This is a genomic window from Thermus sp. LT1-2-5, from assembly GCF_040363165.1.
Taxonomy (GTDB): domain Bacteria; phylum Deinococcota; class Deinococci; order Deinococcales; family Thermaceae; genus Thermus.
Map to the genome: position 1 here is coordinate 131,705 of NZ_BSRG01000003.1, position 23,809 is coordinate 155,513.

The 23,809-nt window shown below is 68.0% G+C and carries 22 protein-coding genes and 1 riboswitch; of the genes, 11 read left to right on the plus strand and 11 right to left on the minus strand.

What is annotated here, in order from left to right; all coding sequences use genetic code 11:
• Positions 1 to 101 precede the first annotated feature (101 nt).
• The 7 genes from rpoB (at position 102) to ABXG85_RS04425 (ending at position 12,379) form a co-directional block, all read left to right on the plus strand.
• Positions 102 to 3,458, plus strand: coding sequence for a DNA-directed RNA polymerase subunit beta (gene rpoB, locus ABXG85_RS04395; protein WP_353512514.1), 3,357 nt, complete (start codon positions 102 to 104; stop codon positions 3,456 to 3,458).
• A gap of 15 nt (positions 3,459 to 3,473) precedes the next feature.
• Positions 3,474 to 8,048 carry a DNA-directed RNA polymerase subunit beta' gene (rpoC, locus tag ABXG85_RS04400; protein ID WP_353512515.1) on the plus strand — a complete coding sequence of 1,525 codons (4,575 nt, stop codon included), beginning with the start codon at positions 3,474 to 3,476 and terminating at the stop codon, positions 8,046 to 8,048.
• 57 nt (positions 8,049 to 8,105) lie between these two features.
• Positions 8,106 to 8,684 carry a fuculose-1-phosphate aldolase gene (locus ABXG85_RS04405; RefSeq protein ID WP_353512516.1) on the plus strand — a complete coding sequence of 193 codons (579 nt, stop codon included), beginning with the start codon at positions 8,106 to 8,108 and terminating at the stop codon, positions 8,682 to 8,684.
• Complete coding sequence (locus ABXG85_RS04410; RefSeq protein WP_353512517.1) at positions 8,681 to 8,920, plus strand: hypothetical protein; 240 nt, start codon at positions 8,681 to 8,683, stop codon at positions 8,918 to 8,920. The genes ABXG85_RS04405 and ABXG85_RS04410 overlap by 4 nt, the downstream gene beginning before the upstream one ends.
• A complete protein-coding gene (locus ABXG85_RS04415) occupies positions 8,890 to 9,738 on the plus strand; it encodes an alpha/beta fold hydrolase (protein ID WP_353512518.1) in 849 nt (282 codons plus the stop codon). The genes ABXG85_RS04410 and ABXG85_RS04415 overlap by 31 nt, the downstream gene beginning before the upstream one ends.
• 5 nt (positions 9,739 to 9,743) lie before the next feature.
• Positions 9,744 to 9,837, plus strand: a riboswitch (TPP riboswitch).
• 19 nt (positions 9,838 to 9,856) lie between these two features.
• Entirely contained in the window at positions 9,857 to 10,891 is a 1,035-nt protein-coding gene (locus ABXG85_RS04420; protein ID WP_353512519.1) for a thiamine ABC transporter substrate-binding protein, read from the plus strand.
• 3 nt (positions 10,892 to 10,894) lie between these two features.
• Positions 10,895 to 12,379 (plus strand): ABC transporter permease, encoded by a 1,485-nt coding sequence (locus tag ABXG85_RS04425; RefSeq protein WP_353512520.1) that lies wholly within the window; start codon positions 10,895 to 10,897, stop codon positions 12,377 to 12,379.
• Here the strand turns inward: ABXG85_RS04425 and ABXG85_RS04430 are convergent.
• Entirely contained in the window at positions 12,376 to 12,867 is a 492-nt protein-coding gene (locus ABXG85_RS04430) for a hypothetical protein (RefSeq protein WP_353512521.1), read from the minus strand. The genes ABXG85_RS04425 and ABXG85_RS04430 overlap by 4 nt on opposite strands.
• 1 nt (position 12,868) lies before the next feature.
• Positions 12,869 to 13,603 (minus strand): SIR2 family NAD-dependent protein deacylase, encoded by a 735-nt coding sequence (locus tag ABXG85_RS04435; protein WP_353512522.1) that lies wholly within the window; start codon positions 13,601 to 13,603, stop codon positions 12,869 to 12,871.
• A gap of 34 nt (positions 13,604 to 13,637) precedes the next feature.
• Here ABXG85_RS04435 and ABXG85_RS04440 point away from each other — a divergent pair, with 34 nt between their 5' ends.
• The 3 genes from ABXG85_RS04440 to ABXG85_RS04450 are packed head-to-tail and all read left to right on the plus strand — an operon-like array spanning position 13,638 to position 16,711.
• Positions 13,638 to 15,083, plus strand: a complete 1,446-nt coding sequence (locus ABXG85_RS04440) for an NAD(P)H-hydrate dehydratase (RefSeq protein WP_353512523.1) — start codon at positions 13,638 to 13,640, stop codon at positions 15,081 to 15,083.
• A 27-nt stretch (positions 15,084 to 15,110) separates the two neighbouring features.
• Positions 15,111 to 15,986, plus strand: coding sequence for a homoserine kinase (thrB, locus tag ABXG85_RS04445; RefSeq protein ID WP_353512524.1), 876 nt, complete (start codon positions 15,111 to 15,113; stop codon positions 15,984 to 15,986).
• Entirely contained in the window at positions 15,971 to 16,711 is a 741-nt protein-coding gene (locus tag ABXG85_RS04450; protein WP_353512525.1) for a DUF4388 domain-containing protein, read from the plus strand. The genes thrB and ABXG85_RS04450 overlap by 16 nt, the downstream gene beginning before the upstream one ends.
• A 29-nt stretch (positions 16,712 to 16,740) precedes the next feature.
• Here ABXG85_RS04450 and ABXG85_RS04455 read toward each other — a convergent pair whose 3' ends face one another.
• Genes ABXG85_RS04455 through ABXG85_RS04465 form a run of 3 tightly spaced genes read right to left on the minus strand, consistent with a single transcriptional unit; the run spans position 16,741 to position 17,570 of the window.
• Positions 16,741 to 16,824, minus strand: coding sequence for a 30S ribosomal protein THX (locus ABXG85_RS04455; RefSeq protein WP_008632889.1), 84 nt, complete (start codon positions 16,822 to 16,824; stop codon positions 16,741 to 16,743).
• A gap of 11 nt (positions 16,825 to 16,835) precedes the next feature.
• On the minus strand, positions 16,836 to 17,135 hold the full coding sequence (gene rpsT / locus ABXG85_RS04460; protein ID WP_353512526.1) for a 30S ribosomal protein S20: 300 nt from the start codon (positions 17,133 to 17,135) through the stop codon (positions 16,836 to 16,838).
• Between the two features lie 57 nt (positions 17,136 to 17,192).
• Positions 17,193 to 17,570 carry a hypothetical protein gene (locus tag ABXG85_RS04465; protein WP_353512527.1) on the minus strand — a complete coding sequence of 126 codons (378 nt, stop codon included), beginning with the start codon at positions 17,568 to 17,570 and terminating at the stop codon, positions 17,193 to 17,195.
• Positions 17,571 to 17,592: 22 nt separating this feature from the next.
• Between ABXG85_RS04465 and tyrS the strand changes: the two genes are divergently transcribed.
• Complete coding sequence (tyrS, locus tag ABXG85_RS04470) at positions 17,593 to 18,894, plus strand: tyrosine--tRNA ligase (protein ID WP_353512528.1); 1,302 nt, start codon at positions 17,593 to 17,595, stop codon at positions 18,892 to 18,894.
• Here tyrS and ABXG85_RS04475 read toward each other — a convergent pair.
• Genes ABXG85_RS04475 through ccmE form a run of 6 tightly spaced genes read right to left on the minus strand, consistent with a single transcriptional unit; the run spans position 18,891 to position 23,724 of the window.
• The gene (locus ABXG85_RS04475; protein WP_353512529.1) at positions 18,891 to 19,445 is read right to left on the minus strand and encodes a Rieske 2Fe-2S domain-containing protein; all 555 of its coding nucleotides are present in this window, start codon (positions 19,443 to 19,445) and stop codon (positions 18,891 to 18,893) included. The genes tyrS and ABXG85_RS04475 overlap by 4 nt on opposite strands.
• Positions 19,442 to 20,422 carry a tetratricopeptide repeat protein gene (locus ABXG85_RS04480; protein WP_353512530.1) on the minus strand — a complete coding sequence of 327 codons (981 nt, stop codon included), beginning with the start codon at positions 20,420 to 20,422 and terminating at the stop codon, positions 19,442 to 19,444. The genes ABXG85_RS04475 and ABXG85_RS04480 overlap by 4 nt, the downstream gene beginning before the upstream one ends.
• Entirely contained in the window at positions 20,419 to 20,838 is a 420-nt protein-coding gene (locus ABXG85_RS04485; RefSeq protein ID WP_353512531.1) for a cytochrome c-type biogenesis protein, read from the minus strand. Before ABXG85_RS04485 ends, ABXG85_RS04480 begins: the two co-directional genes overlap by 4 nt.
• Positions 20,835 to 21,371, minus strand: a complete 537-nt coding sequence (locus ABXG85_RS04490; protein ID WP_353512532.1) for a TlpA family protein disulfide reductase — start codon at positions 21,369 to 21,371, stop codon at positions 20,835 to 20,837. The genes ABXG85_RS04485 and ABXG85_RS04490 overlap by 4 nt, the downstream gene beginning before the upstream one ends.
• Entirely contained in the window at positions 21,368 to 23,299 is a 1,932-nt protein-coding gene (locus ABXG85_RS04495; RefSeq protein ID WP_353512533.1) for a heme lyase CcmF/NrfE family subunit, read from the minus strand. The genes ABXG85_RS04490 and ABXG85_RS04495 overlap by 4 nt, the downstream gene beginning before the upstream one ends.
• Positions 23,296 to 23,724, minus strand: coding sequence for a cytochrome c maturation protein CcmE (ccmE, locus tag ABXG85_RS04500; protein ID WP_353512534.1), 429 nt, complete (start codon positions 23,722 to 23,724; stop codon positions 23,296 to 23,298). Before ccmE ends, ABXG85_RS04495 begins: the two co-directional genes overlap by 4 nt.
• Positions 23,725 to 23,809 lie beyond the last annotated feature (85 nt).

A 23,809-nucleotide genomic window follows, 5' to 3' on the forward strand; every position in this document is an offset into this window, starting at 1 on the left:
AAGGGAGCACGGTAAGAGCCAGCCACCGCAAGGGACCTACCCCTTGCGGAAGAACCCTGTTAGCTTACCTCGGGCGGCCCGCTTACCCTTTGAGGTGACGCATGGAGATTAAGCGGTTTGGTCGCATCCGAGAGGTTATTCCTTTGCCTCCCCTTACGGAAATCCAGGTGGCTTCCTACAAGAAGGCCCTTCAGGCGGACGTCCCCCCCGACAAGCGGGAGAACGTGGGCATCCAAGCGGCCTTCAAGGAGACCTTCCCCATCGAGGAGGGGGACAAGGGCAAGGGCGGTCTGGTCCTGGACTTCTTGGAGTACCGCATCGGAGAGCCTCCCTTTCCCCCCGACGAGTGCCGGCAGAAGGACCTGACCTACCAGGCTCCCTTGTACGCCCGTCTCCAGCTCATCCACAAGGACACGGGGCTCATCAAGGAGGACGAGGTCTTCCTAGGCCACATCCCCCTGATGACCGAAGACGGCTCCTTTATTATCAACGGGGCCGACCGGGTCATCGTTTCCCAGATCCACCGCTCCCCCGGGGTGTACTTCACCCCCGACCCCACCCGCCCCGGTCGGTACATTGCCAGCATCATCCCCTTGCCCAAGCGGGGACCTTGGATTGACCTGGAATTGGAGACGAACGGCACCGTCTCCATGAAGGTCAACAAGCGCAAGTTCCCCCTGATCCTGCTCCTCAGGGTCCTGGGGTACGACGCCGAAACCTTGAACCGCGAGCTTGGGGCCTACGGGGAGCTGGTGCAAGGTCTACTGGACGAGGCGGTGCTCGCCATGCGCCCCGAGGAAGCCCTGGTGCGCCTCTTCACCCTGCTCCGCCCGGGGGACCCGCCCAAGAAGGACAAGGCCCTGGCCTACCTCTATGGCCTCCTGGCCGACCCCCGGCGCTACGACCTGGGAGAGGCGGGGCGGTACAAAGCGGAGGAGAAGCTCGGCATCCGCCTCACGGGCCGTACCCTGGCCCGCTTCGAGGACGGGGAGTTCAAGGACGAGGTCTTCCTGCCCACCCTGCGCTACCTCTTCGCCCTCACCGCTGGGGTGCCGGGCCACGAGGTGGACGACATCGACCACCTGGGCAACCGCCGCATCCGCACGGTGGGGGAGCTCATGGCCGACCAGTTCCGGGTGGGCTTAAGCCGCCTGGCCCGCGGGGTGCGGGAGCGCATGGTTATGGGCGGGGATGCCCTGACCCCGGCCAAGCTGGTGAACAATCGGCCCCTCGAGGCCGCCATCCGCGAGTTCTTCAGCCGTAGCCAGCTCTCCCAGTTCAAGGACGAGACCAACCCCCTTTCCTCCTTGCGGCACAAGCGCCGCATCTCCGCCTTGGGCCCAGGGGGGCTTACCCGGGAGCGGGCGGGCTTTGACGTGCGCGACGTCCACCGCACCCACTACGGCCGCATCTGCCCGGTGGAGACCCCGGAAGGGGCCAACATCGGCCTCATCACCTCCTTGGCCGCCTACGCCCGGGTGGACGAGCTGGGCTTCATCCGCACCCCCTACCGCCGGGTGGTGAACGGGGTGGTGACGGACGAGGTGGCCTACATGACCGCCACGGAGGAGGACCGCTTCACCATCGCCCAGGCCAACACCCCCCTCGAGGGCAACCGCATTGCCACAGACCGGGTGGTGGCCCGGCGGCGCGGGGAGCCCGTGATCGTAAGCCCGGAAGAGGTGGAGTTCATGGACGTCTCCCCCAAGCAGGTCTTCTCCGTGAACACCAACCTCATCCCCTTCCTGGAGCACGACGACGCCAACCGGGCCCTGATGGGTTCCAACATGCAGACCCAGGCGGTGCCCCTCATCCGGGCCCAGGCCCCGGTGGTGATGACGGGCCTGGAGGAGCGGGTGGTGCGGGACTCCTTGGCCGCCCTGTACGCCGAGGAGGACGGGGAGGTGGTGGCAGTGGACGGCCGCCGCATTGCCGTGCGTTACGAGGACGGCCGCCTGGTGGAATACCCCTTGCGCCGCTACGTGCGCTCCAACCAGGGCACCGCCTTGGACCAACGCCCCCGGGTGGTGGTGGGCCAGAAGGTGAAGAAGGGGGACCTCCTGGCGGACGGCCCCGCCTCCGAGGAGGGCTTCTTGGCCCTGGGGCAGAACGTCCTGGTGGCCATCATGCCCTTTGACGGCTACAACTTTGAGGACGCCATCGTCATCAGCGAGGAGCTCCTGAAGCGGGACTTCTACACCTCCATCCACATCGAGCGCTACGAGATCGAGGCCCGGGACACCAAACTGGGCCCCGAGCGCATCACCCGGGACATCCCCCATCTCTCCGAGGCGGCCTTGCGCGACCTGGACGAGGAGGGTGTGGTGCGCATCGGCGCCGAGGTGAAGCCGGGCGACATCCTGGTGGGCCGCACCAGCTTCAAGGGCGAGCAGGAGCCCTCCCCCGAGGAGCGCCTCCTCCGCTCCATCTTTGGCGAGAAGGCCCGGGACGTGAAGGACACCTCCTTGCGGGTGCCCCCCGGGGAAGGGGGCATCGTGGTGGGTACCCTGCGCCTCAAGCGGGGCGACCCGGGGGTGGAGCTCAAGCCCGGGGTGCGGGAGGTGGTGCGGGTCTTCGTGGCGCAAAAGCGCAAGCTCCAAGTGGGGGACAAGCTGGCCAACCGCCACGGGAACAAGGGCGTGGTGGCCAAGATCCTCCCCGTGGAGGACATGCCCCACCTGCCGGACGGCACCCCGGTGGACGTGATCCTGAACCCCCTGGGGGTGCCGAGCCGGATGAACCTGGGGCAGATCCTGGAAACCCACCTGGGCCTGGCGGGCTACTTCCTGGGCCAGCGCTACATCTCCCCGGTGTTTGACGGGGCCACGGAGCCCGAGATCAAGGAGCTCTTGGCCGAGGCCTTTGACCTTTACTTTGGCAAGCGCAAGGCCGAGGGCTTCGGGGTGGACAAGCGGGAGAAAGAGGTCCTGGCACGGGCCACGAAGCTTGGCTTGGTGAGCCCGGACAAGAGCCCGGAGGAACAGCTCAAGGAGCTCTTCACCCAGGGCAAGGTGGTGCTCTACGATGGCCGTTCCGGCGAGCCCATTGAGGGGCCCATCGTGGTGGGGCAGATGTTCATCATGAAGCTCTACCACATGGTGGAGGACAAGATGCACGCCCGCTCCACCGGCCCCTACTCCCTCATCACCCAGCAACCTTTGGGCGGCAAGGCCCAGTTCGGTGGCCAGCGCTTCGGGGAGATGGAGGTATGGGCCCTCGAGGCCTACGGGGCCGCCCACACCCTGCAGGAGATGCTTACCCTCAAGTCCGACGACATAGAAGGCCGCAACGCCGCCTACGAGGCCATCATCAAGGGCGAGGACGTGCCCGAGCCCAGCGTGCCCGAGTCCTTCCGCGTCTTGGTCAAGGAGCTACAGGCCCTGGCCCTGGACGTGCAGACCCTGGACGAGAAGGACAACCCCGTGGACATCTTCGAGGGCCTGGCGTCCAAGCGCTAAAAACCCGGAGGAACGATGAAAAAGGAAGTCCGCAAGGTCCGCATCGCCCTGGCCTCCCCCGAAAAGATCCGCTCCTGGAGCTACGGGGAGGTGGAGAAGCCGGAAACCATCAACTACCGCACCCTGAAGCCCGAACGGGACGGGCTCTTTGACGAGCGCATCTTCGGTCCCATCAAGGACTACGAGTGCGCCTGCGGCAAGTACAAGCGCCAGCGCTTTGAGGGCAAGGTGTGCGAGCGCTGCGGCGTGGAGGTGACCAAGAGCATCGTGCGCCGCTACCGCATGGGGCACATCGAGCTCGCCACCCCCGCCGCCCACATCTGGTTCGTCAAGGACGTGCCCTCCAAGATCGGCACCCTCCTGGACCTTTCCGCCACCGAGCTGGAGCAGGTGCTCTACTTCAGCAAGTACATCGTCTTGGACCCCAAGGGGGCCATCCTGAACGGCGTACCCGTGGAGAAGCGCCAGCTCCTCACCGACGAGGAGTACCGGGAGCTCCGCTACGGCAAGCAGGAAACCTACCCCCTGCCCAGCGGGGTGGACGCCCTGGTGAAGGACGGAGAGGAGGTGGTGAAGGGCCAGGAGCTCGCCCCCGGGGTGGTGAGCCGCATGGACGGGGTGGCGCTGTACCGCTTCCCCCGCCGGGTGGTAGTGGACTACCTGAAAAAGGAGCGGGCCTCCTTGCGCCTGCCCCTGGCCGCCTGGGTGGAGAAGGAGGCGTATAAGCCTGGGGAGATCCTGGCGGAGCTTCCCGAGCCCTACCTCCTCCGGGCCGAGGAGGAGGGAGTGGTGGAGCTCACGGAGCTCCAAGAGGGCTACCTCCTCACCCTCCTGCGAAACGAGGAGCCCGTGGCCCGCTACTTCCTCCCCGTGGGCCTGACCCCCTTGGTGGTGCACGGGGAGATCGTGGAGAAAGGCCAGCCCCTGGCGGAAGGGAAGGGCCTTTTGCGCCTACCCCGCCACATGTACGCCAAGGTGGTGGAGGCGGAGGAGGAAGGGGAAAGCGTCTACCTCACCCTCTCCCTGGAGTGGACCGAGCCCAAGGAGTACCGGGTGGCCCCCCACATGAACGTGGTGGTCCCCGAGGGGGCGAGGGTGGAAGCCGGGGAAAAGATCGTGGCCGCCATCGACCCCGAGGAGGAGGTCATCGCCGAGGCGGAGGGCGTGGTGCATCTGCACGAGCCCGCCAGCATTGTGGTAATGAAGGCTCGCCTCTACCCCTTTGAGGACGACGTGGAGGTCACCACCGGCGACCGGGTGGCCCCGGGGGACGTGCTGGCAGACGGGGGCAAGGTAAAGAGCGAGATCTACGGCCGGGTGGAGGTGGACCTGGTCCGCAACGTGGTGCGGGTGGTGGAGTCCTACGATATAGACGCCCGCATGGGGGCCGAGGCCATCCAGGCCCTCCTCAAGGAGCTGGACCTCGAGGCTCTGGAACAAGAGCTCCTGGAGGAGATGAAGCACCCCTCCCGGGCCCGGCGGGCCAAGGCCCGCAAGCGCCTAGAGGTGGTGCGGGCCTTCCTGGACTCCGGCAACCGCCCCGAGTGGATGATCCTCGAGGCCGTTCCCGTCCTGCCCCCGGACCTCCGCCCCATGGTCCAGGTGGACGGGGGCCGCTTCGCCACCAGCGACCTCAACGACCTCTACCGCCGCCTCATCAACCGCAACAACCGCTTGAAGAAGCTTTTGGCCCAAGGGGCGCCGGAGATCATCATCCGCAACGAGAAGCGCATGCTCCAAGAGGCGGTGGACGCCGTCATCGATAACGGCCGCCGCGGAGCCCCCGTGACCAACCCCGGCTCCGACCGCCCCCTTAGAAGCCTCACCGACGTCCTTTCTGGCAAACAGGGCCGCTTCCGGCAGAACCTTTTGGGCAAGCGGGTGGACTACTCGGGCCGCTCGGTGATCGTGGTGGGGCCCCAGCTCAAGCTCCACCAGTGCGGCCTGCCCAAGCGCATGGCCCTGGAGCTCTTCAAGCCCTTCCTCCTCAAGAAGATGGAGGAAAAGGGCATCGCCCCCAACGTCAAGGCGGCCCGGCGCATGTTGGAGCGCCAGCGGGACATCAAGGACGAGGTGTGGGACGCCCTGGAGGAGGTGATCCACGGCAAGGTGGTCCTCCTGAACCGCGCCCCCACCCTGCACCGCCTGGGGATCCAGGCCTTCCAGCCCGTTCTGGTGGAAGGGCAGTCCATCCAGCTCCACCCCCTGGTCTGCGAGGCCTTCAACGCCGACTTTGACGGGGACCAGATGGCGGTGCACGTGCCCCTTTCCTCCTTCGCCCAGGCGGAGGCCCGCATCCAGATGCTCTCCGCCCACAACCTCCTCTCCCCCGCCTCCGGGGAACCCCTGGCCAAGCCAAGCCGGGACATCATCCTGGGGCTTTACTACATCACCCAGGTGCGGCGGGAGAAGCGGGGCGCCGGGCGGGAGTTCGCCACCCCTGAGGAGGCCCTGGCCGCCCACGAGCGGGGCGAGGTGGCCCTGAACGCCCCCATCAAGGTAGCGGGCAAGGAAACCAGCGTGGGGCGCCTCAAGTTCGTCTTCGCCAACCCCGACGAGGCCCTTTTGGCCGTGGCCCACGGCCTGCTGGACCTGCAGGACGTGGTCACGGTGCGCTACATGGGCAAGCGGCTGGAAACGAGCCCGGGCCGCATCCTCTTCGCCCGTATCGTGGGCGAGGCGGTGGGGGACGAGAAGGTGGCCCAGGAGCTCCTCCAGATGGACGTTCCCCAGGAAAAGAACTCCCTCAAGGACCTGGTCTACCAGTCCTTCCTGCGCCTGGGCATTGAGAAGACCGCCCGGCTGCTGGACGCCCTCAAGTACTACGGCTTCACCCTCTCCACCACCAGCGGCATCACCATCGGCATCGACGACGCCGTGATCCCGGCGGAGAAACAGAAGTACCTGGAGGAGGCCGACCGCAAGCTCCGCCAGATCGAGCAGGCCTACGAGATGGGCTTCCTCACCGACCGGGAGCGGTACGACCAGGTGATCCAGCTCTGGACGGAAACCACGGAGAAGGTCACCCAGGCGGTGTTCAAGAACTTTGAGGAGAACTACCCCTTCAACCCCCTCTACGTGATGGCCCAGTCCGGGGCCCGGGGTAACCCGCAACAGATCCGCCAGCTTTGCGGCATGCGGGGCCTCATGCAAAAGCCCTCCGGCGAAACCTTTGAGGTGCCGGTGCGCTCCTCCTTCCGCGAGGGGCTCACGGTGCTGGAGTACTTCATCTCCAGCCACGGGGCGCGGAAAGGTGGGGCGGACACCGCCCTCAGGACCGCCGACTCGGGCTACCTCACCCGCAAGCTGGTGGATGTGGCCCACGAGATCGTGGTGCGGGAGGCAGACTGTGGCACCACCAACTACATCTCCGTCCCCCTCTTCCAGCCCGACGAGGTGACCCGCTCCTTGCGCCTCAGGAAGCGCTCGGACATCGAGGCGGGGCTTTACGGGAGGGTCCTGGCCCGGGAGGTGGAGGTGCAGGGGGTGCGCCTCGAGGAGGGCCGCTACCTCTCCTTGGAAGACGTCAACCTCCTCATCAAGGGGGCGGAGGCCGGGGAGGTCAAGGAAGTGCCCGTGCGGAGCCCCCTCACCTGCCAGACCCGCTATGGGGTGTGCCAGAAGTGCTACGGCTACGACCTCTCCATGGCCCGGCCCGTGTCCATCGGCGAGGCGGTGGGGGTGGTGGCAGCGGAGTCCATCGGGGAGCCGGGCACCCAGCTCACCATGCGCACCTTCCACACCGGCGGCGTGGCCACGGGTACGGACATCACCCAGGGTCTGCCCCGCGTCATCGAGCTCTTCGAGGCCCGCAGGCCCAAGGCCAAGGCGGTGATCTCGGAGATCGATGGCGTGGTGCGCATTGAGGAAACCGAGGACAAGCTTTCCGTCTTCGTGGAGTCCGAGGGCTTCGCCAAGGAGTACAAGCTCCCCAAGGACGCCCGCTTGGTGGTGAAGGACGGGGACTACGTGGAGGCGGGCCAGCCCCTCACCCGTGGGGCCATCGACCCGCACCAGCTCCTGGAGGCCAAGGGACCGGAGGCGGTGGAACGCTACCTGGTGGATGAGATCCAGAAGGTCTACCGGGCTCAGGGCGTGAAGCTCCACGACAAGCACATCGAGATCGTGGTGCGGCAGATGCTCAAGTACGTGGAGGTCACCGACCCCGGGGACAGCCGCCTCCTCGAGGGCCAGGTCCTGGAGAAGTGGGACGTGGAGGCCCTGAACGAGCGGCTCATCGCCGAGGGCAAGACCCCGGTGGCCTGGAAGCCCCTCCTGATGGGGGTGACCAAGAGCGCTCTCTCCACCAAGAGCTGGCTTTCCGCCGCCAGCTTCCAGAACACCACCCACGTCCTCACCGAGGCGGCTATCGCCGGCAAGAAGGACGAGCTCATTGGCCTCAAGGAAAACGTCATCCTGGGCCGCCTGATCCCCGCCGGCACCGGCTCGGACTTCGTGCGCTTCACCCAGGTGGTGGACCAGAAGACCCTGAAGGCCCTGGAGGAAGCCCGCAAGGAGGCGGTGGAGGCCACCAAGGAGGCCCCTGCCCGCCGGGCCCCCCGCCGGGAGCAGCCGGGCAAGCAGGCTTAAGGGAGGGCTTATGGGGCGGCGGGAAAACCCCGCCGCCTTTTGCCGCATAATGGGGCCATGCTAGCTAGGCTCTACGCCGTCTTCCGCCAGGTGGGGGAAGACCTCTTCGCCCAGGGCCTCATCTCCGCCACCGCAGGCAACTTTTCCGTCCGCACCAAGGACGGCTTCCTCATCACCAAAAGCGGGGTGCAGAAAGCCCGGCTTACCCCGGAGGACCTGGTGGAAGTTCCCTTAGAAGGCCCCTTTCCCCCTGGGGCCAGCGTGGAGAGCGTGATCCACCGGGAGGTCTACCGGCAGACAAAGGCCCAGGCCCTGGCCCACGCCCACCCCCGGGTGGCGGTGGCCCTTTCCTTGCACCTAGAGCGGCTCATCCCCTTGGACCTCGAGGGCCGGCTCTACCTCAAGGAAGTCCCGGTCCTCTCCCCCAAGACCACCTCCGCCACGGAGGAAGCGGCCTTGGCGGTGGCGGAGGCCCTCCGGGAACACCCGGTCTGCCTCCTGAAGGGGCACGGGGCTTTCGCCCTGGGGCGCAAGGAAAGACCGGAAGAGGCCCTGCTGGAGGCCTATGCCCTCCTCACCACCCTGGAGGAAAGCGCCGAGGTCCTCCTTTACCACCGGCTTTGGGGGAAGGGATGAGGGTGCTCTTCGTGGAGGGCAAGGAACGGGAGCCCCTTTGGGCGCTGGCGCAAAGGCTCCCCCACCCCTCTTGGCTCCTGGCCGGGGAAGGGGTTTTCCTCCTCGAGGTCTTTGGGGCCACGGAGGAGGCCAAGGCCCTGGCGGAGGGCCTCCCTGGGGTCAGGGTCTGGACCTTTACCTTGGAGGATGGGGTAGTCTATAGGGGATGCGGGAAGAAATCGGGTACATCCCCGTAGGGGAGGCGGAGCTTTACGTGGAGGACGTGGGGGACGTGCACGCCCCCGCCCTTTTGGTCCTCCACGGGGGCCCCGGAGGGAACGCCTACGTCCTCCGGGAAGGGCTCCAGGACTACTTGGAAGGCTTCCGCGTGGTCTACTTTGACCAGCGGGGCTCGGGGCGGAGCCTGGAGCTTCCCCAAGACCCCCGGCTCTTCACCCTCGATGCCCTGGTGGAGGACACCCTGGCCCTGGCCGAAGCCCTGGGGATAGAACGGTTTGGCCTCGTGGCCCACGGCTTCGGGGCGGTGGTGGCCCTGGAGGTGCTTCGCCGCTACCCCGAGGCGGAGGGGGCCGTGCTCCTGGGACCCTGGGTGAGCTTCCCTTGGCTTTCCGCCCGCCTGGCGGAGGCAGCGGGGCTCGCCCCGGGGGAGGACCCGGAGGAAAACCTCAGGGCCGCCTTGGAAAAGGCCGAGCCCAAGCTTCTTTTCGACCGCCTTATGTTCCCAAGCCCAAGGGGGCGCCTGGAGTACGAGTGGCTGGCGGAGGGCTCGGGGATCCTGGGCCCCGACACCCCGGCCTGGGCCTTCTTGCGCAACGGGCTTTGGCGCCTGGACTACACCCCCCACCTCACCCCCTCCGCCAAGGCCCTGGCGGTGGTGGTGGGGGAGCTGGACGGCACCAGCTACCCCTACGCCGAGGAGGTGGCGGAGCGGCTTAAAGCGCCCATCCGGGTGGTGCCCGGGGCGGGGCACTACCCCTGGATCGACGCCCCCGAGGCCTTTGCCGAGGCCTTCCAGGCCGGCCTGGCCCACCTTCTCGCCCCCCAAGGGTGGTAGACTAAGGGCGTCACCGGGGGTGCCCCAAAAGGGGCTGAGAAATACCCTTGGAACCTGATCCGGGTAATGCCGGCGTAGGGAAGGTGACGGGCCCCTCCCGGTGACAAGGAGGGGTTTTATGCGTAAAGCCTTGGCGTTCCTTCTCTTTTTGGCCTTCGGCCTGGCCCAGGAGGTCACGCTCCTTACCCACCAAAGTTTTTCCCTGGACAAGGGCCTCATCGCCCAGTTCGAGCGGGAAACGGGCCTGAAGCTCCGCATCCTCAAGGCGGGGGATGCGGGGGAAACCCTGAACCGGGCCATCCTCACCAAAAACGCCCCCATCGCAGACGTGCTCTACGGCTTCGACAACACCTTCCTCTCCCGAGCCTTGGAGGCGGACATCCTCCTCCCCTACCGGAGCCCGGAGATTAGGAACCTCAAGGCCACCTTGCTCCTGGACCCCACCTTCCGGGCCCTTCCCGTGGACTACGGTTGGGTGAGCCTGAACTACGATAAGGCCTACTTCCAGAACCGGCCCTTGCCCAAGGCGCCCGAGGACCTGGCCAAGCCCGAGTACGCCAGGCTCCTGGTGGTGCAAAACCCCGCCACCAGCTCCCCCGGCCTCGCCTTCCTCATGGCCACCGTGGCCCGCTTCGGCGAGGACGGCTACCTGGACTTCTGGGCCCGGCTCCGGGACGGCGGGGTGCGGGTGGCCAAGGGCTGGAGCGAGGCCTACTACACCCACTTCACCCTCTACAAGGGGGACCGGCCCCTGGTGGTCTCCTACACCACCAGCCCCGCCGCCGAGGTCTACTACTCCGAGGGCAAGTACCAAGAGCCCCCCACGGCCAACCTCTTCCCGGAGCTTGCCTTCTTCCAGGTGGAGTTCGTGGGCATCCTGAAGGGCACCCGGAACCTGGAAGGGGCCAAAAAGCTGGTGGACTGGCTCCTCTCCCGTCCCGTGCAGGAGAACCTCCCCACGGAGATGTGGATGTACCCCGCCCGGCGGGACGCCAAGCTCCCTGAGGTCTTCCGCTTCGCCCCCGAACCCGTGGGGAGCGTGCGGCTGGACCCCAAGCGCATGGCGGAAAACCGGGAGCGCTGGATCGAGGAGTGGACCAAGGTGGTCCTCCAGGGGCAAAGCCCGGAGGCGGTGCGCCGGGGGCGGCGCTAGGGGATGGCGCGGCTCGCCGGGTGGGTGGTCCTCCTCTTCCTTGCCTTCGCCCTCTTCTACCCCCTCTTCCGCCTCCTTCTCCTGGGGCTAGGGGTGGGGTTTTGGAGCGCCTGGGCCAACCCCTATTACTGGGAGCGCTACCGCTTTAGCCTGGAGTACGGCCTGGCCTCGGCCCTCCTCACCCTCGCCCTGGCCCTTCCCTTGGCCTTCCTCTTCCGGCGGCGCTTCCCCTTGCGCGCCCTTTTCCTCTCCCTTTCCACCTTGCCCTTCGTCCTTCCCACCCCGGTGGTGGCCCTGGGGTTTTTGGCCCTGCTGGGCCCTCGAGGGGTGCTGGGGGTAGACCTCTACGGCACCTTCGCCCTTCTCCTCCTGGCGGCGGTGTTCTACAACCTGGGGCTAGCCCTAAGGATCCTCCTCCCCGTGGCCCTGGGCCTGGAAGCGCCTTTGCAGGCGGCGCGGAGCCTGGGGGCCACGCCCCTTCGCGCCTTCCTTCGGGTGGGGCTTCCCCTCCTACTGCCCGCCCTGGGGGGCGCAGGGCTTCTCGTCTTCCTCTACACCTTCTCCGCCTTTGGGGTGCCCCTCCTCCTCGGGGGGCCCAGGCACGCCACCCTCGAGGTGGAGGTCTACACCCTCCTCGCCCACCGCCTGGCCCTGCCCGAGGCCAGCGCCCTCATGGCCTGGCAGCTTTTCACCCTGGGCCTTGCGGTCCTCCTTTACCTGCGCCTCAAGGCCTACCCCCTCCCTCCAGGGCCCCTCCTCCCCGCCCCTTCCCTGGCCTATCCCTTAGGGCTTGGAGCCTTTTTCCTCCTCCTCTACGCCCCCCTCCTGGCCCTCTTCGCCCAAGGGAACCTTTCCGCCCTCCGCTCCGCCTGGTCCTCAGAGGACTTCACCCCCCTTTCCCTGGCCCTGGCCAATTCCTTGCGCTTCACCCTCCTCGCCCTCCTCCTGGCCCTGCCCCTGGGGGTGGCCTACGGGGTGGCAGCGCGCCGGAGCGGGCTTTGGGACCTCCTAGGCCTTTTCCCCCTCATGGTGAGCCCGGTGGCGGTGGGCCTCGGCTACCTGGTGGCCTACCCCACCCTGCGGGGCTCCTTGCTCCTCCTCCTCACCGCCTACGCCCTCCTGGCCTACCCCCTCCTGGCCCGGGCCCTCCTGCCGGCCCTTAGGAGCCTCCCCCCAAACCTCCTGGAGGCGGCGCGAACCCTGGGGGCCACCCCCTTCCGCGCCTTCCTTCGGGTAGAGCTTCCCCTCCTCCGCCCCGCCCTGGCCTCGGGGGTGGCCTTGGCCTTAGCCGCCCTCCTGGGGGAGTTTGGGGCGAGCCTGGTGCTGTGGCGGCCCGAGTGGACCACCTTGACCCTGGCCATCTACGAGCGCCTCGGCCGCCCCGGGGAAGGGCCCTTTCGGGAGGCCTTGAGCCTGGCCGCCCTCCTCGCCCTCCTCTCCGGCCTCCTCTTCTACCTCCTGGACCGGGGGCGGGGCCGGGTGGGTTAAGGAAACCCGGCCATAAACTCCCGCACCACCCCAAGGAAGCGCCGCCCGTCCAGGAGGAGGGCCAGGAGGGCCCAGACCAAGGCGGCGCGAAAGGCCTCGGGAGCGAGGGAGGCGGCGAAGAGGAAGGGAGTGAAGGTGGCGGGCACCTGGAGGAGCATGGAGAGGCTCTTGTTGGGGTAGCGGAGGAGTAGGGTAAGGGCCAGGACCATCCAGGAAAGGCCCAAGCCCAGGGGCACCAGGCCCGCCCCCAAGAGGTAGGCGAAGCCCGCCCAGGCCATTCCGGCGTCCAAGGGGTAGTCCCAGGCGGCGAGGCGGGTGGGCCGCCCGGCGGCCCGGGCCAGCATCCCGTCCAAAACATCCAGGGTCCAGCCCAGGAGAAGAAGGCGCACCACCTGCCCCAAGGCCTCTGGCCCCTCCCCCACCCGGAGGAGGAGGCAACAGGCCACCCCGCCCCGGGCCAGGGTGCACAGGTCGGCCAAGGCCCTCACCCTAGCCCTCCTGGAGCAAGGCGGCAAGCCCCTCCACCGCCCCCTGGCGCAGGGAGAGGTGGGCCAAGGGGGTGAGGGGGGTGGGCTCGGGATTCACCTCCACCAGATAGGCCCCGGCGGCGAAGGCGATGCGCCCCAAGGAGGCGGCGGGCTCCACCTCGGCGCTGGTGCCCACCACCAAGGCCACGTCCGCCTGGGCGAAGGCCCTTTCCGCCCGCTCCCAGGCCCCAAGGGGGAGAAGCTCCCCGAACCAGACCACGTCGGGCCGGGCCCGGTGGCCGCAGGCGGGGCAGAAGGGGGGCGGGGTGAAGGTTTCGGGCAGGGGAAAGCGCTGGCCGCAGGCCTCGCACCGGGCCCAGAGGAGGTTGCCGTGGAGCTCCACCAGGTTCTGGCTTCCGGCCCGGGCGTGGAGGCCGTCCACGTTCTGCGTCACCAGGAGGAACTCCCCCCCGCGGGCCAACACCCGCCGCTCCAGCTCCACCAGGGCGTGGTGGGCGGGGTTGGGTAGGGCCTCCCGCACCTTGGCGATGCGCCAGGCGTACCAGGCCCACACCCTTTCGGGGTCCTTGGCATAGGCCTCGGGGGTGGCGTAGTCCAGGGGGTTGAAGTTCCGCCACAGGCCCTCCGCATCCCTGAAGGTGGGGATGCCCGAGGGCTTGGAGATGCCCGCCCCCGTGAGCACCGCCACCCGCTTGGCCTCCCTGAGCCGCCTTTGCGCCTCGTGAAGCTTTTCCATCCCCATCCCATCCTAGCGCGGTAGGCTAAGGGGGATGCGGCTTTTCACCCCCGAGGCCATGCGGGAGGCGGACAGGAAGGCGGAGGCGATGGGCTACCCCACCCTGCTCCTCATGGAGTGGGCGGGGATGAAGGCCGCCCGGGCCTACCGGAGGCTTTTCGGCGAAGCGCCCGCAGTGGTGCTCTGCGGCAAGGGGAATAACGGCGGGGACGGGCTTGCCCTGGCCCGGCACCTCCTCTTGGAGGGGGTGCGGGTGCGGGTCTACGCCGCAGAAGGGCAAGGGGGGGATGCCCTCCTCATGCGGCGGGCCCTGGAGGCCATGAACCTTCCCCTCCTTCCCCTGGAGGAGGCCGCTTGGGGGGAAGGGGAGGTCCTGGTGGACGCCCTCTTCGGCACCGGGCTCAAAGGCCCCCTGGAAGGGTTTTACGCCGGGCTGGTGGAGCGGGTGAACGCCTCGAGGCTCCCCGTTTTCTCCCTGGACCTCCCCTCGGGCCTTCCCTTCACCCCCCACGTGCGGGCCACGGCCACCGTGGCCTTCGCCGCCCTCAAGACGCCCCACCTCCTCCACCGCGAGGCCTGCGGCACGCTTTTCCTGGCGGAGATCGGCCTGCCCCAAGCCCTCCTGGAGCGGGAGGACCTCCCCGAGGTGGCCACCCCCGATGCCCTAAGGCCCCTCCTTCCCCAACGCCCCCTCACCGCCCACAAGGGGAGCGTGGGCCGGGTGGGGGTGCTCGGGGGCTACCGGGGAGACGCCCTCCGCTACGCCGGCGCCCCCCTCCTGGCCGCCTGGGGGGCGTACCGCATGGGGGCGGGGCTGGTGCACCTGGCCGTTCCTGAGGGGACGCTCTTAGAGCCCCTGGAGGCCGTCTTCCACCCCGTACCCGCCCCCGCCCTTCCCCCCATGAAGGTGGAGGCCCTGGCGGTGGGCATGGGCGGGGGGCCCTGGGGGAAGGCCTGGGCCCTGGAGGCCCTGCAGGCGGGCCTGCCCACGGTCCTGGACGCCGATGCCCTCCACCTCGAGGTGGTGGCCCTCTACCGCCGCACCGGGGCCAAGGCGGTCCTCACCCCCCACGCAGGGGAGGCGGCCAGGCTCCTGGGCACCTCCCCGGAGGAGGTAACCAAAGACCCCGTGGCCGCCGCCCGGGCCCTGGCGGAGGCCACGGGCCACACGGTGGTCCTCAAGGGGAACCCCACGGTGGTGGCGGAGGGGGAGCGGACCTCCGTGAACCCCACGGGCAACCCCGCCCTGGCCACCGGGGGCACGGGGGACGTCCTGGCGGGGGCCATCGCCGCCCTTTTGGCCGCAGGGCTACCCCCCTTCGATGCCGCCCGGCTTGGGGTGTACCTGCACGGCCTCGCCGGGGACCTCTTGGCGGGGGAAAGGGGCGTGGGCCTTTTGGCCCGGGAGGTGGCGGAGGCCCTGCCCCGGGCGCGGCGGGCCCTTGAAGGGGGCCTCGGCCTCCCCTTTGGCCTGGTATAGTCTTGGGCAAGGGCGTTGCCCCGAACCATGGACCTATCCCGCCTTTACGTCCCCGCTACCTTAGCCAACCTGGGCTCGGGCTTCGACGCCTTGGGGGTAGCCTTGGACCTCTACCTGGAGGTGGAGGCGGAGCCGGCCCGGGAAGACGTCTTCCTCTACGAGGGGGAAGGCCAGGTGGCGGGAACGGACAACCTGATCCACCAGGGCTACCGGGCGGGGATGGCCGCCTTGGGCTTGAAGGCAGAGCCCTTGGCCATCCGCGCCTTCAACCCCATCCCCCTGGCCCGGGGCATGGGGAGCTCCTCCGCCGCCTTGGTGGCGGGGGTGGCCTTGGCGGACCGGGTTTCCGGCGGGCGGCTTGGGCGGGAAGGGGTGTTCCGGGTGGCCGCCCGCCTGGAGGGCCATCCCGACAACGTGGCCCCCGCGGTCTACGGAGGGTTCGTGGCCGCCCTGAGCGACCCCCCCTTGGCCATCCCCTTGCCCAGGCCTGAGGGGGTGCGCTTCGTCCTGGCCGTTCCCCCCTACCCCGTGCCCACCCTCTTGGCCCGGGCCGCCCTGCCGGAAAGGGTACCCTTGGCCGATGCCGTTTACAACCTGGCCCGAAGCGCCCTCTGGCCCGCCGCCCTCTACTCGGGGCGCCTCGAGGCCCTGCGGGAGGCCTGCCGGGACCGCCTCCACCAGCCCCACCGGGCCCACCTCATGCCCGGGGTGCTGGAGGCCCTGGAAGGCGCCCTGGAGGCGGGGGCCCTGGCCGCCTTCGTGGGGGGGGCCGGGCCCACCCTGGCCGCCTTGGTGCGCCAGGGCACGGAGGAACGGGTGGCCCGGGCCCTGGAGGGTTACCGCGGCCCGGGCCAGACCTTGGTCCTAAACCTAGGGGAGGGATACTTTTGGAAGGAAACCTGAACACCATCCCTCTTACGGAGCTTTTGGAGCTTATTCACGGCCACCGCCGCTCCGGGGTTTTGGAGGTGAAGGTGGGGCCTTTGCCCCTTTCCCTCCGCTTCTCCGCCGGGGAGGTGGTGGGGGCGGCGATCCTGGACTGGGAAGGCCTCGAGGCCCTCTTCGCCTTCCCCCTCCACCCCAAGGAAGGCCCCTTCCGCTTCCAACCCGGCCCCCCTTCCCAGGAGCGCCCCCTCCTCCCCTTCGCCAGCCTCCTGGGGGAGTGGGCCCGGGTAAACGACGAGTGGGACCGGTTCCGCACCCTGGTGGACTCTCCTAGCCGCGTCCTGGAGGCCATCCGTCCCAAGCCGCCCCTAGAGGTCTTCCAGGGGGGCAAGAGCGTCCGGGCCGCGGCCAAGGCCTGGGGGGTTCCCCTCCTCATCGCCATGGAGCGGGCCTACATGGGGGTAAGGGAAGGGGACCTCTACCCCTTGCGCCGCTACGCCTGGTACGCCCTGCGCATCCGCTACCAGGGGCGCAAGGGCAAGACCCTGGAGGAGTACGGCCAGCTCCAGGCCCTCCTGGACGGAACCCGCAACCTGGGGGAGGTGATCGCCACTGGGGTGCCCGTGGGCCTGGTGCGCCGCTACCTGGTCCAGGCCCTAAGCTCAGGGGAGATTACCCCCCAGGGCCGGGGCTGGCTCCTGCGGGACCTCACCTGGGAGATGGAAAAAGAAGGGGAAGCCTAGGCGCGCCTAGGCCCCCAGGGTCCCTTGGCCTACTTCTTCTTGCGGGGACGGTACTTGCCGTAGGTACCCCGCCAGATCTTGCCCCTACGGGTGCGACGGTCGCCCTTGCCCATGCCTTCCCTCCTTAGGCGTTAGCCCCTTGGGTGGAAAGGAGCTGGTGGACCTTGCGCATCAGCCGGGACTTCCTGCGGGCGGCGGCGTTCTTGTGCAGGGTGGAACCCTTGGCCGCCTTGTCGATAAGGCTCTCGGCCTTGCGCATGATCTTGATGGCCTCCTCCGCCTTGCCCTCCTGGGCTAGCTGGACGGCCTTCTTGCTCAGGGTCTTGATGGCCGACTTCTTGGCCTTGTTGCGAAGCCGGCGCTTCAAGGATTGCCGGTGCCGCTTCAGAGCGGAAAGGTTCCTCTTGGGCTTCTTCTGCGCCATCGTTCTCCCCTTATGCCCCCTCGGGGCAGACCAGGCCTAAGTGTAGCACACCCCGCCCTATGGGGCAAACTTGGTGGCCACCCAGTCGTAGCGCACCTGGCCCTTGGCGTCTTGTAGGCGGAAGCGCAGGAGGTACTCCCCGGCGCTCACGGGAAAGCGCACCTCTTCCTGGAAGCTCCCCCGATAGCGCCTCTCCCCCAAGAGCCTTCCTTCCTGAAGCAAGGCCACCTCGAGGCTTCCTTCCTGCAGGCTTCCCGCCACCCGCACCTTCACCGCATCGTAAAGCCCCGTGACCCGCAAGGGGTAGCGGGCCTCCCCCGTGTACTTCCAGTAGAAGACGGGCAAGAAGGGCGGATACCCCAGGGCCAGGCCGTAGCGTTCGGCGTACCAGTAAAGGCCCAAAGCGGCCAAGACCACAAGGAGCAGGCTACGCATTGCCCTAAGTATACTTGGGCACATGGCAGGCACGGGCACCATCCCCCCGGAAGAAGCCTTCGCCCTCCTCAAGCGGGGGGCGGAAGAGATCCTCCCCGAGGAGGAGCTTCTGGCCAAGCTGAAGGAAGGCCGGCCCCTTACGGTAAAGCTGGGGGCCGACCCCACCCGGCCCGACCTCCACCTGGGGCATGCGGTGGTTCTGAGGAAGATGCGCCAGTTCCAGGAGCTTGGGCACAAGGTGGTCCTCATCATCGGCGACTTCACCGGGATGATTGGGGACCCCTCGGGCCGGAGCAAGACCCGCCCTCCCCTCACCCTGGAAGAAACCCGGGAAAACGCCAAGACCTACGTGGAGCAGGCGGGGAAGATCCTGAGGCAGGAGCCCGAGCTCTTCGAGCTCCGCTACAACTCCGAGTGGCTCGAGGGCCTCACCTTCAAGGAGGTGGTGCGCCTCACCTCCCTCATGACCGTGGCCCAGATGCTGGAGAGGGAGGACTTCAAGAAGCGCTACGAGGCGGGCATCCCCATCTCCTTGCACGAGTTCCTCTACCCCTTCGCCCAGGCCTACGACTCCGTGGCCATTAAGGCCGACGTGGAAATGGGGGGAACGGACCAGAGGTTCAACCTCCTCGTGGGGCGGGAGGTGCAGCGGGCGTACGGGCAAAGCCCCCAGGTCTGCTTCCTCATGCCCCTTCTGGTGGGCCTAGACGGCCGGGAGAAGATGTCTAAAAGCCTGGACAACTACATCGGGGTGGCCGAGCCCCCCGAGGTGATGTTCAAGAAGCTCATGCGGGTCCCCGACCCCCTGCTCCCGAGCTACTTCCGCCTCCTCACGGACTTGAGCGAGGAGGAGATCCAGGCCCTTCTCCAGGCGGGCCCCGTTCCCGCCCATCGGGTCCTGGCCCGCCTCCTCACCGCCGCCTACGCCAGGCCAAGGATCCCCGCCCGCATCGACCGGGCCTTCTACGAGAGCCTGGGCTACGCCTGGGAGGCCCTGGGCCAGGACAAGGAGGCGGGCCCCGAGGAAGTTCGGCAGGCGGAGGTCCGCTACGACGAGGTGGCCAAAGGGGGGATCCCCGAGGACATCCCCGAGGTCACCATCCCCGCTTCCGAGCTCAAGGAGGGGCGGATCTGGGTGGCGCGGCTTTTCACCTTAGCGGGCCTCACCCCTTCCAACGCCGAGGCCAGGCGGCTCATCGGGAACCGGGGCCTCCGCCTAGACGGGGAGTTGGTCACGGACCCCAGCCTCGAGGTGGACCTCTCCCGGCCCCGGGTCCTGCAGCGGGGAAAGGACCGCTTCGTGCGGGTAAGGCTTGCCCCTTAAGCCCCCTCCATGGGCCTCAGGGGCACCTCGTGGCCGGTGGCGTAGAGGGTGTCCCCCTCCGCCTCGAGGCGGAGGCGGGGCAGGGGGTAGCGGGGAGGGCCATAGATGGCCTTTCCCCCCAGAAGGGGGTCAAAGGCGCCGAAGTGGCAGGGACAGCCCAGGAAGGGCCGCTCGGGGCGGAAGTTATAGAGAAGGGAAGCCGCCTCGGGGTCGGGGACGTAGTTCAGGGTGCAACCCTGGTGGGTGCAGATGCGGCTAAAGGCAATGTAGTGCGCTTCCCCCAGGGAAAGCCCCCCAGGAGCGGGCTCGGGAAGCCGAAGGAGGATGGCCCTAAGCTCCCCCAAGGGCAGGGGATAGAGGAAGGGCTTGGCCTGCCACACCCCAAGCTCCCCCAGCCGGGCCACCGCCACCTTGGGGCCCTCCTTCCACGTGGGCGGGCCCGCCTCGGGCCGGGGCCGGAAGCGGAGGTTGTAGGTGCGCACGCCAAACCAGGCGAAAAAGCCCCCCGCCACGGCCACGGGAACGTAGAAGAAGAGGTCGCGCCGCTTCATAGCCCTTGGAGGTAGGCCAAGAGGGCCTCTAGCTCCCCCTCGCCCAGGGACACGGCGGGCATCTGGCCCCTTCCTTTCAGCACGATCTCCCGCACCGCCTCCGGCGCCTTCAGAATGGGGTTCCCCTTAAGCCTGGGCCCCACGCCCCCCTCCCCTTCCACCCCGTGGCAAAGGGCGCAGCGGGCCAAATAAACGCTTTTCCCGTCCTTCCCCCCTTGGGCCTGAGCCCGGGCCATGGCGATCAAGCCCTCCACCCGCTCCCGGGCCTCGCCCCCCGCCTCCAGGTACCGCTCCCAAGCGGCGATGGCCTGGTCCATCTCCCCCTTTTGGAAGTAGAGGTTCCCCAGGAAAAGCCATCCCTCCGCGGCCTTGGGGTCGGCGTGCTGGGCGATTTCCAAAAACATCTGCGCCTCCTCGAGCCTCCCCCCCATGAAGAGGAGAATCCCCACCCGCCGCACCGCCTCCACGTTCCGCGGGTCCTTCTTCAGCACCTCTAGGTAAGCCTCCGCCGCCTGGTCAAAGGCCTGGAGCTCGTAGGCCCGCCGCCCCCAGGCCAAGAGGTCCTCCACCGCCCCCGTCCGCTTTGCCTTATCCGCCAGGGCCCTGAGCTCCTGGGCCTCGGCCCTTTGCGTCACCGTGGTCTCCCCGGGTAGGCGGGGCAGGGTGTACCGCCAAAGGCCTACCCCCAGGAGGACCACCGCACCCAGGACCAGGGCCACAGGCAAGGGGTTGAAGGGGCGCCGCTCCGGGGGGCGGTACCCCTCCAGGGCCCTTTCCAGCTCCACCATGCGGGCCAGGGCGAGCTTTTTCGCCTCCCCCTCCAGGGCCTCCACCTCGGTGCGCAAAACCTCCAACTCCCGAAGGAGCTCCTCCCGCCTGGGCGGCTCGGGAAAAGGCTCCTTAGGGCCCCAAAGGGGCCTGAGGGCCAAGGCCAGCCCCAAGAGGAAGAGGACCAGGAACAGCAGGGTGGCCGTCATGCCGGGGGCTCCTTCAGGCGGCGCTCCGCCTCCTCCAAAAGCTCCTTGGGCACCTTCCTGGGACGGAAATAGGCGAAAAGCCCCCAGGCCAGGAGGAACAGGGCCACCCCGGGCAACACCCAGGCCCAAAGCGTCACCCCCCGCCGAGGCGGACTGTAGAGGATCCATTCCCCATAGCGGTCCACGAAGAAGGCCTTGATCTCCTCCTCCGTCTTGCCCTCTTGAAGCATCTCGGCGATGATGCGCCGCATCTCCACCGCCACCCCCGAGTTGCTCTCGGCGGCGCTTTCCCCTTGGCACACGGGGCAGCGGAGCTCCCGGGCGATGCGGAACACCTCCGGGGAAAGGTCAGGGGGAGGCTCCGCTTGGCCCAGGGCGGGCAGGAAGAACAGGGCGAGGAACAGCACCCACCTCACGGCAACGCCTCCTTTAGGTACTTCTCCAAGGTAGCCTGGTCGATGGCCCCGGCGTGGCGGGCCAGGACCCGCCCCTCGCCATCGATGAAAAAGGTTTCGGGCACCCCGTACATCCCGTAGTCCACCCCCACCCGGCCCCGGGGGTCAAAGACCTGGGGGAAGGTGAGGCCGAACTGGGCGATGAACTTCAGGGCCTCCGCCTCCTTGTCCTGGGTGTTCACCCCCAGGAAGAGCACGCGGTCCTTATAGGCGCGCCAGGCAGCCTCCAGCACCGGGGCCTCCTCGTAGCAGGCGGGATAGCACCAGCTAGCCCAGAAGTTGAGGACGATGGGCCGCTTCCCCAGGTGGTCGGAAAGGCGGAAGGTCTCCCCCCACTCCGCCCGGTAGGGGAGAAGGACGGGCAGGGTGAAGTCGGGGGCAGGGCGCCGCTCCTTGGCCAAGACCGAGGGGAGCTCCTTGGGGTTGCGCTGCATCCCCCAGAAGAAAAGCCCGCCCAAGGCCACCACCAAAAGGATCCAAAGCCAGGCCCTCACGCTGGGCTCACCCCCTTGGCCTCCTCTCGGCGCGCCTGCGGCCAGAGGATGTAGAGGGTTCCCAGGGCCATGAGCCCCCCCGCCACCCACATCCAGAAGACCAGGGGCGTGACGATGAGGCGCAAGGAGGCCCATTCGCCCTTTTCCCGGTCAAAGTCCATGAGGAGGAAGTAGTAGTCGTTCCCCGGGGTGTAGACCACCTTGGGGGCGGGCAGGGGGGAGTTCATCTGGGGGTAGAAGTGGAGCCGGGGCCCCACCTCCCCGAAGCGGTCGGTCTGGACCCGGGCCTCCACGGCGAAGCGCCGCCCCTCGTCCAGGACCCGCACCCCTTGGAAGGTGAGCCTTAAGCCCGCCACCTCCCAGCTTTCCCCTCGATAAAGGGTCTTCTCGCTTTCCAAGCGGTAGGTCTGGCTAAAAGCGATGCCAAGCCCCATGAGGGCCACGGCGAAGTGGACCACCAGGCTCCCCACCCGCCTGCGGTTTTCCAAAAAGCCCCAAGGGGAAAGCCCCGCCCGCACCCGCCCCAAGACCCCTTCCCGCACCAGGAGGAGAATGGCGGCCACGTTGTAGAGGAAAAGCCCCACCGCCAAGGAGGCCCCCACGGTATAGCCCCGGGCCAGCCCAAGAAGGGTTCCCAAGGCCAAGACGCCCAAAAGCAGGTAAAGGTTCCGCAAGGCCTCGGCCCTCGGCCTCCGCCAGGGCAAAAGGGGTCCCACCCCCATGAGGAGCAAAATCCCAGCCCCAAGGGGGGCGGAAAGCTGGTTGAAAAAGGGGGCCCCCACGCTCACCTTGGCCCCGGCGAAGGCCTCCACCAAAAGGGGGTAGAAGGTGCCCAAGACTACCACCAAGGCCCAACCGGCGAAGAAGAAGGCCCCCAGAAGGAGCGCCCCCTCCCGGGAAAAGGGGTGGAAGAAAGCGGTGTCCCGCACCTCGCGGGAAACCCGGGAAAGCAGGGCCAGGCCAAGCAGGGTGGCGAGGAGGAAGAAGCCCAAGAAGGCCGGCCCCACCGGGCCCTCGGCGAAGGCGTGCACGGACTGGATCACGCCGCTGCGGGTGAGGAAGGTGCCGAGCACCGTGGCGGCGAAGGCCAGGGTGACGAAGGCAAAGTTCCAGGCCTTAAAGGCCCCCCGGGTCTGCTGCACCAAGGCGGTGTGGAGGAAGGCGGTGGCGAGAAGCCAGGGGATGAAGCTGGCGTTTTCCACCGGGTCCCAGGCCCAGTACCCGCCCCAGCCCAAGACCTCGTAGCTCCACCACATCCCCGCCACCTTCCCGGCGGTGAGGAAGCCCCAGGCGATGAGGGTCCACCACCGCGTTTCCTCCACCCAGGTCTGGTAGCGGCGGGTGACCATGGCCGCCACGGCGTAGGCGTAGGGCACGCTTAGGCCCACGAAGCCCAGGTACATGAGCACGGGGTGGACGGCCATCATCCAGTGGTTTTGCAGGAGGGGGTTGGGGCCCACCCCGTCCTGGGGCGGGTTGGGCAGGGTTTCAAAGGGGCTGGCGATGGTGGCCATAACCCCAAAGAAGAAGACCTGGACACCAAAAAGCACGGCGAGCACCCAGGAGGCCCGCCAGGGGTCCAGGGCCCGCCGACCCGCCAGGAGGGTGTAAAGGGTCTGCAAAAGCCCCCAGAGGAGGATGCTCCCCTCCAGGGCGGCCCAAGGGGTGACCAGGGTGACCCAAAGAGGGTCTTTCACCGAGTGGTTCTTGGCCACGTAGGCCAAGGAAAAGTCGTGGGTGAGGAGAGCCCACTCCAGGGCCAAAAAGGCGGCCAAGGCGGCAAGGAAGGTGGGGAGAAGGAGGGACTTGGCCCCCTTAAGGAAGCGCCCATCCCCCTGGAAGTAGGCCAAAAGGGCTAGGGCCAGGCCCAAGAGGCTAAAGGCCAGGGCCAGGCTCACGCCCAGATTGCCCAAAAGCGCCGGGGTCACTTGGCCTCCTCAATCAGCTTGCGCACCTCCTCGGGCGTCCACCCCGCCTTGGGAGCTTGGTAGCTTTCCGAGTGTTTCACCAGGAGGTTAGTGCCCTGGAAAACCCCCTCTTGGAAGCGGCCCTCCACCACCACCCCCTGGCCCTCCTTGAACATACCCGGGGGGGTACCCTTGTGGAAGACAGGAACCTCCGCCACCCCGTCGGTGAGGACAAAACGGAGCTCCAGCCGGTCCTTGTCGTATTGCACCGTGCCCGGCTTCACCAGGCCCCCGAGGCGCACCGGGCGATTTTGGTAACGGGCCTGATCCTGGAGGTACTCCGAGGGAGTGAGAAAGTACACCAGGTTCTGCCCCAGGCCCCCGAAGACGAGGTAACCCAGGGCCCCCAGGATGACCACGAGGCCGAAGAGGTACTTGGTCCTCATCTAGCCCTCCGGTAGCGCCAGAGGAGGTAGGCCAGATAGCCGAAGACCGCAAGGTAGGTGAGGACGTAGACCCAGGTGACGAAGA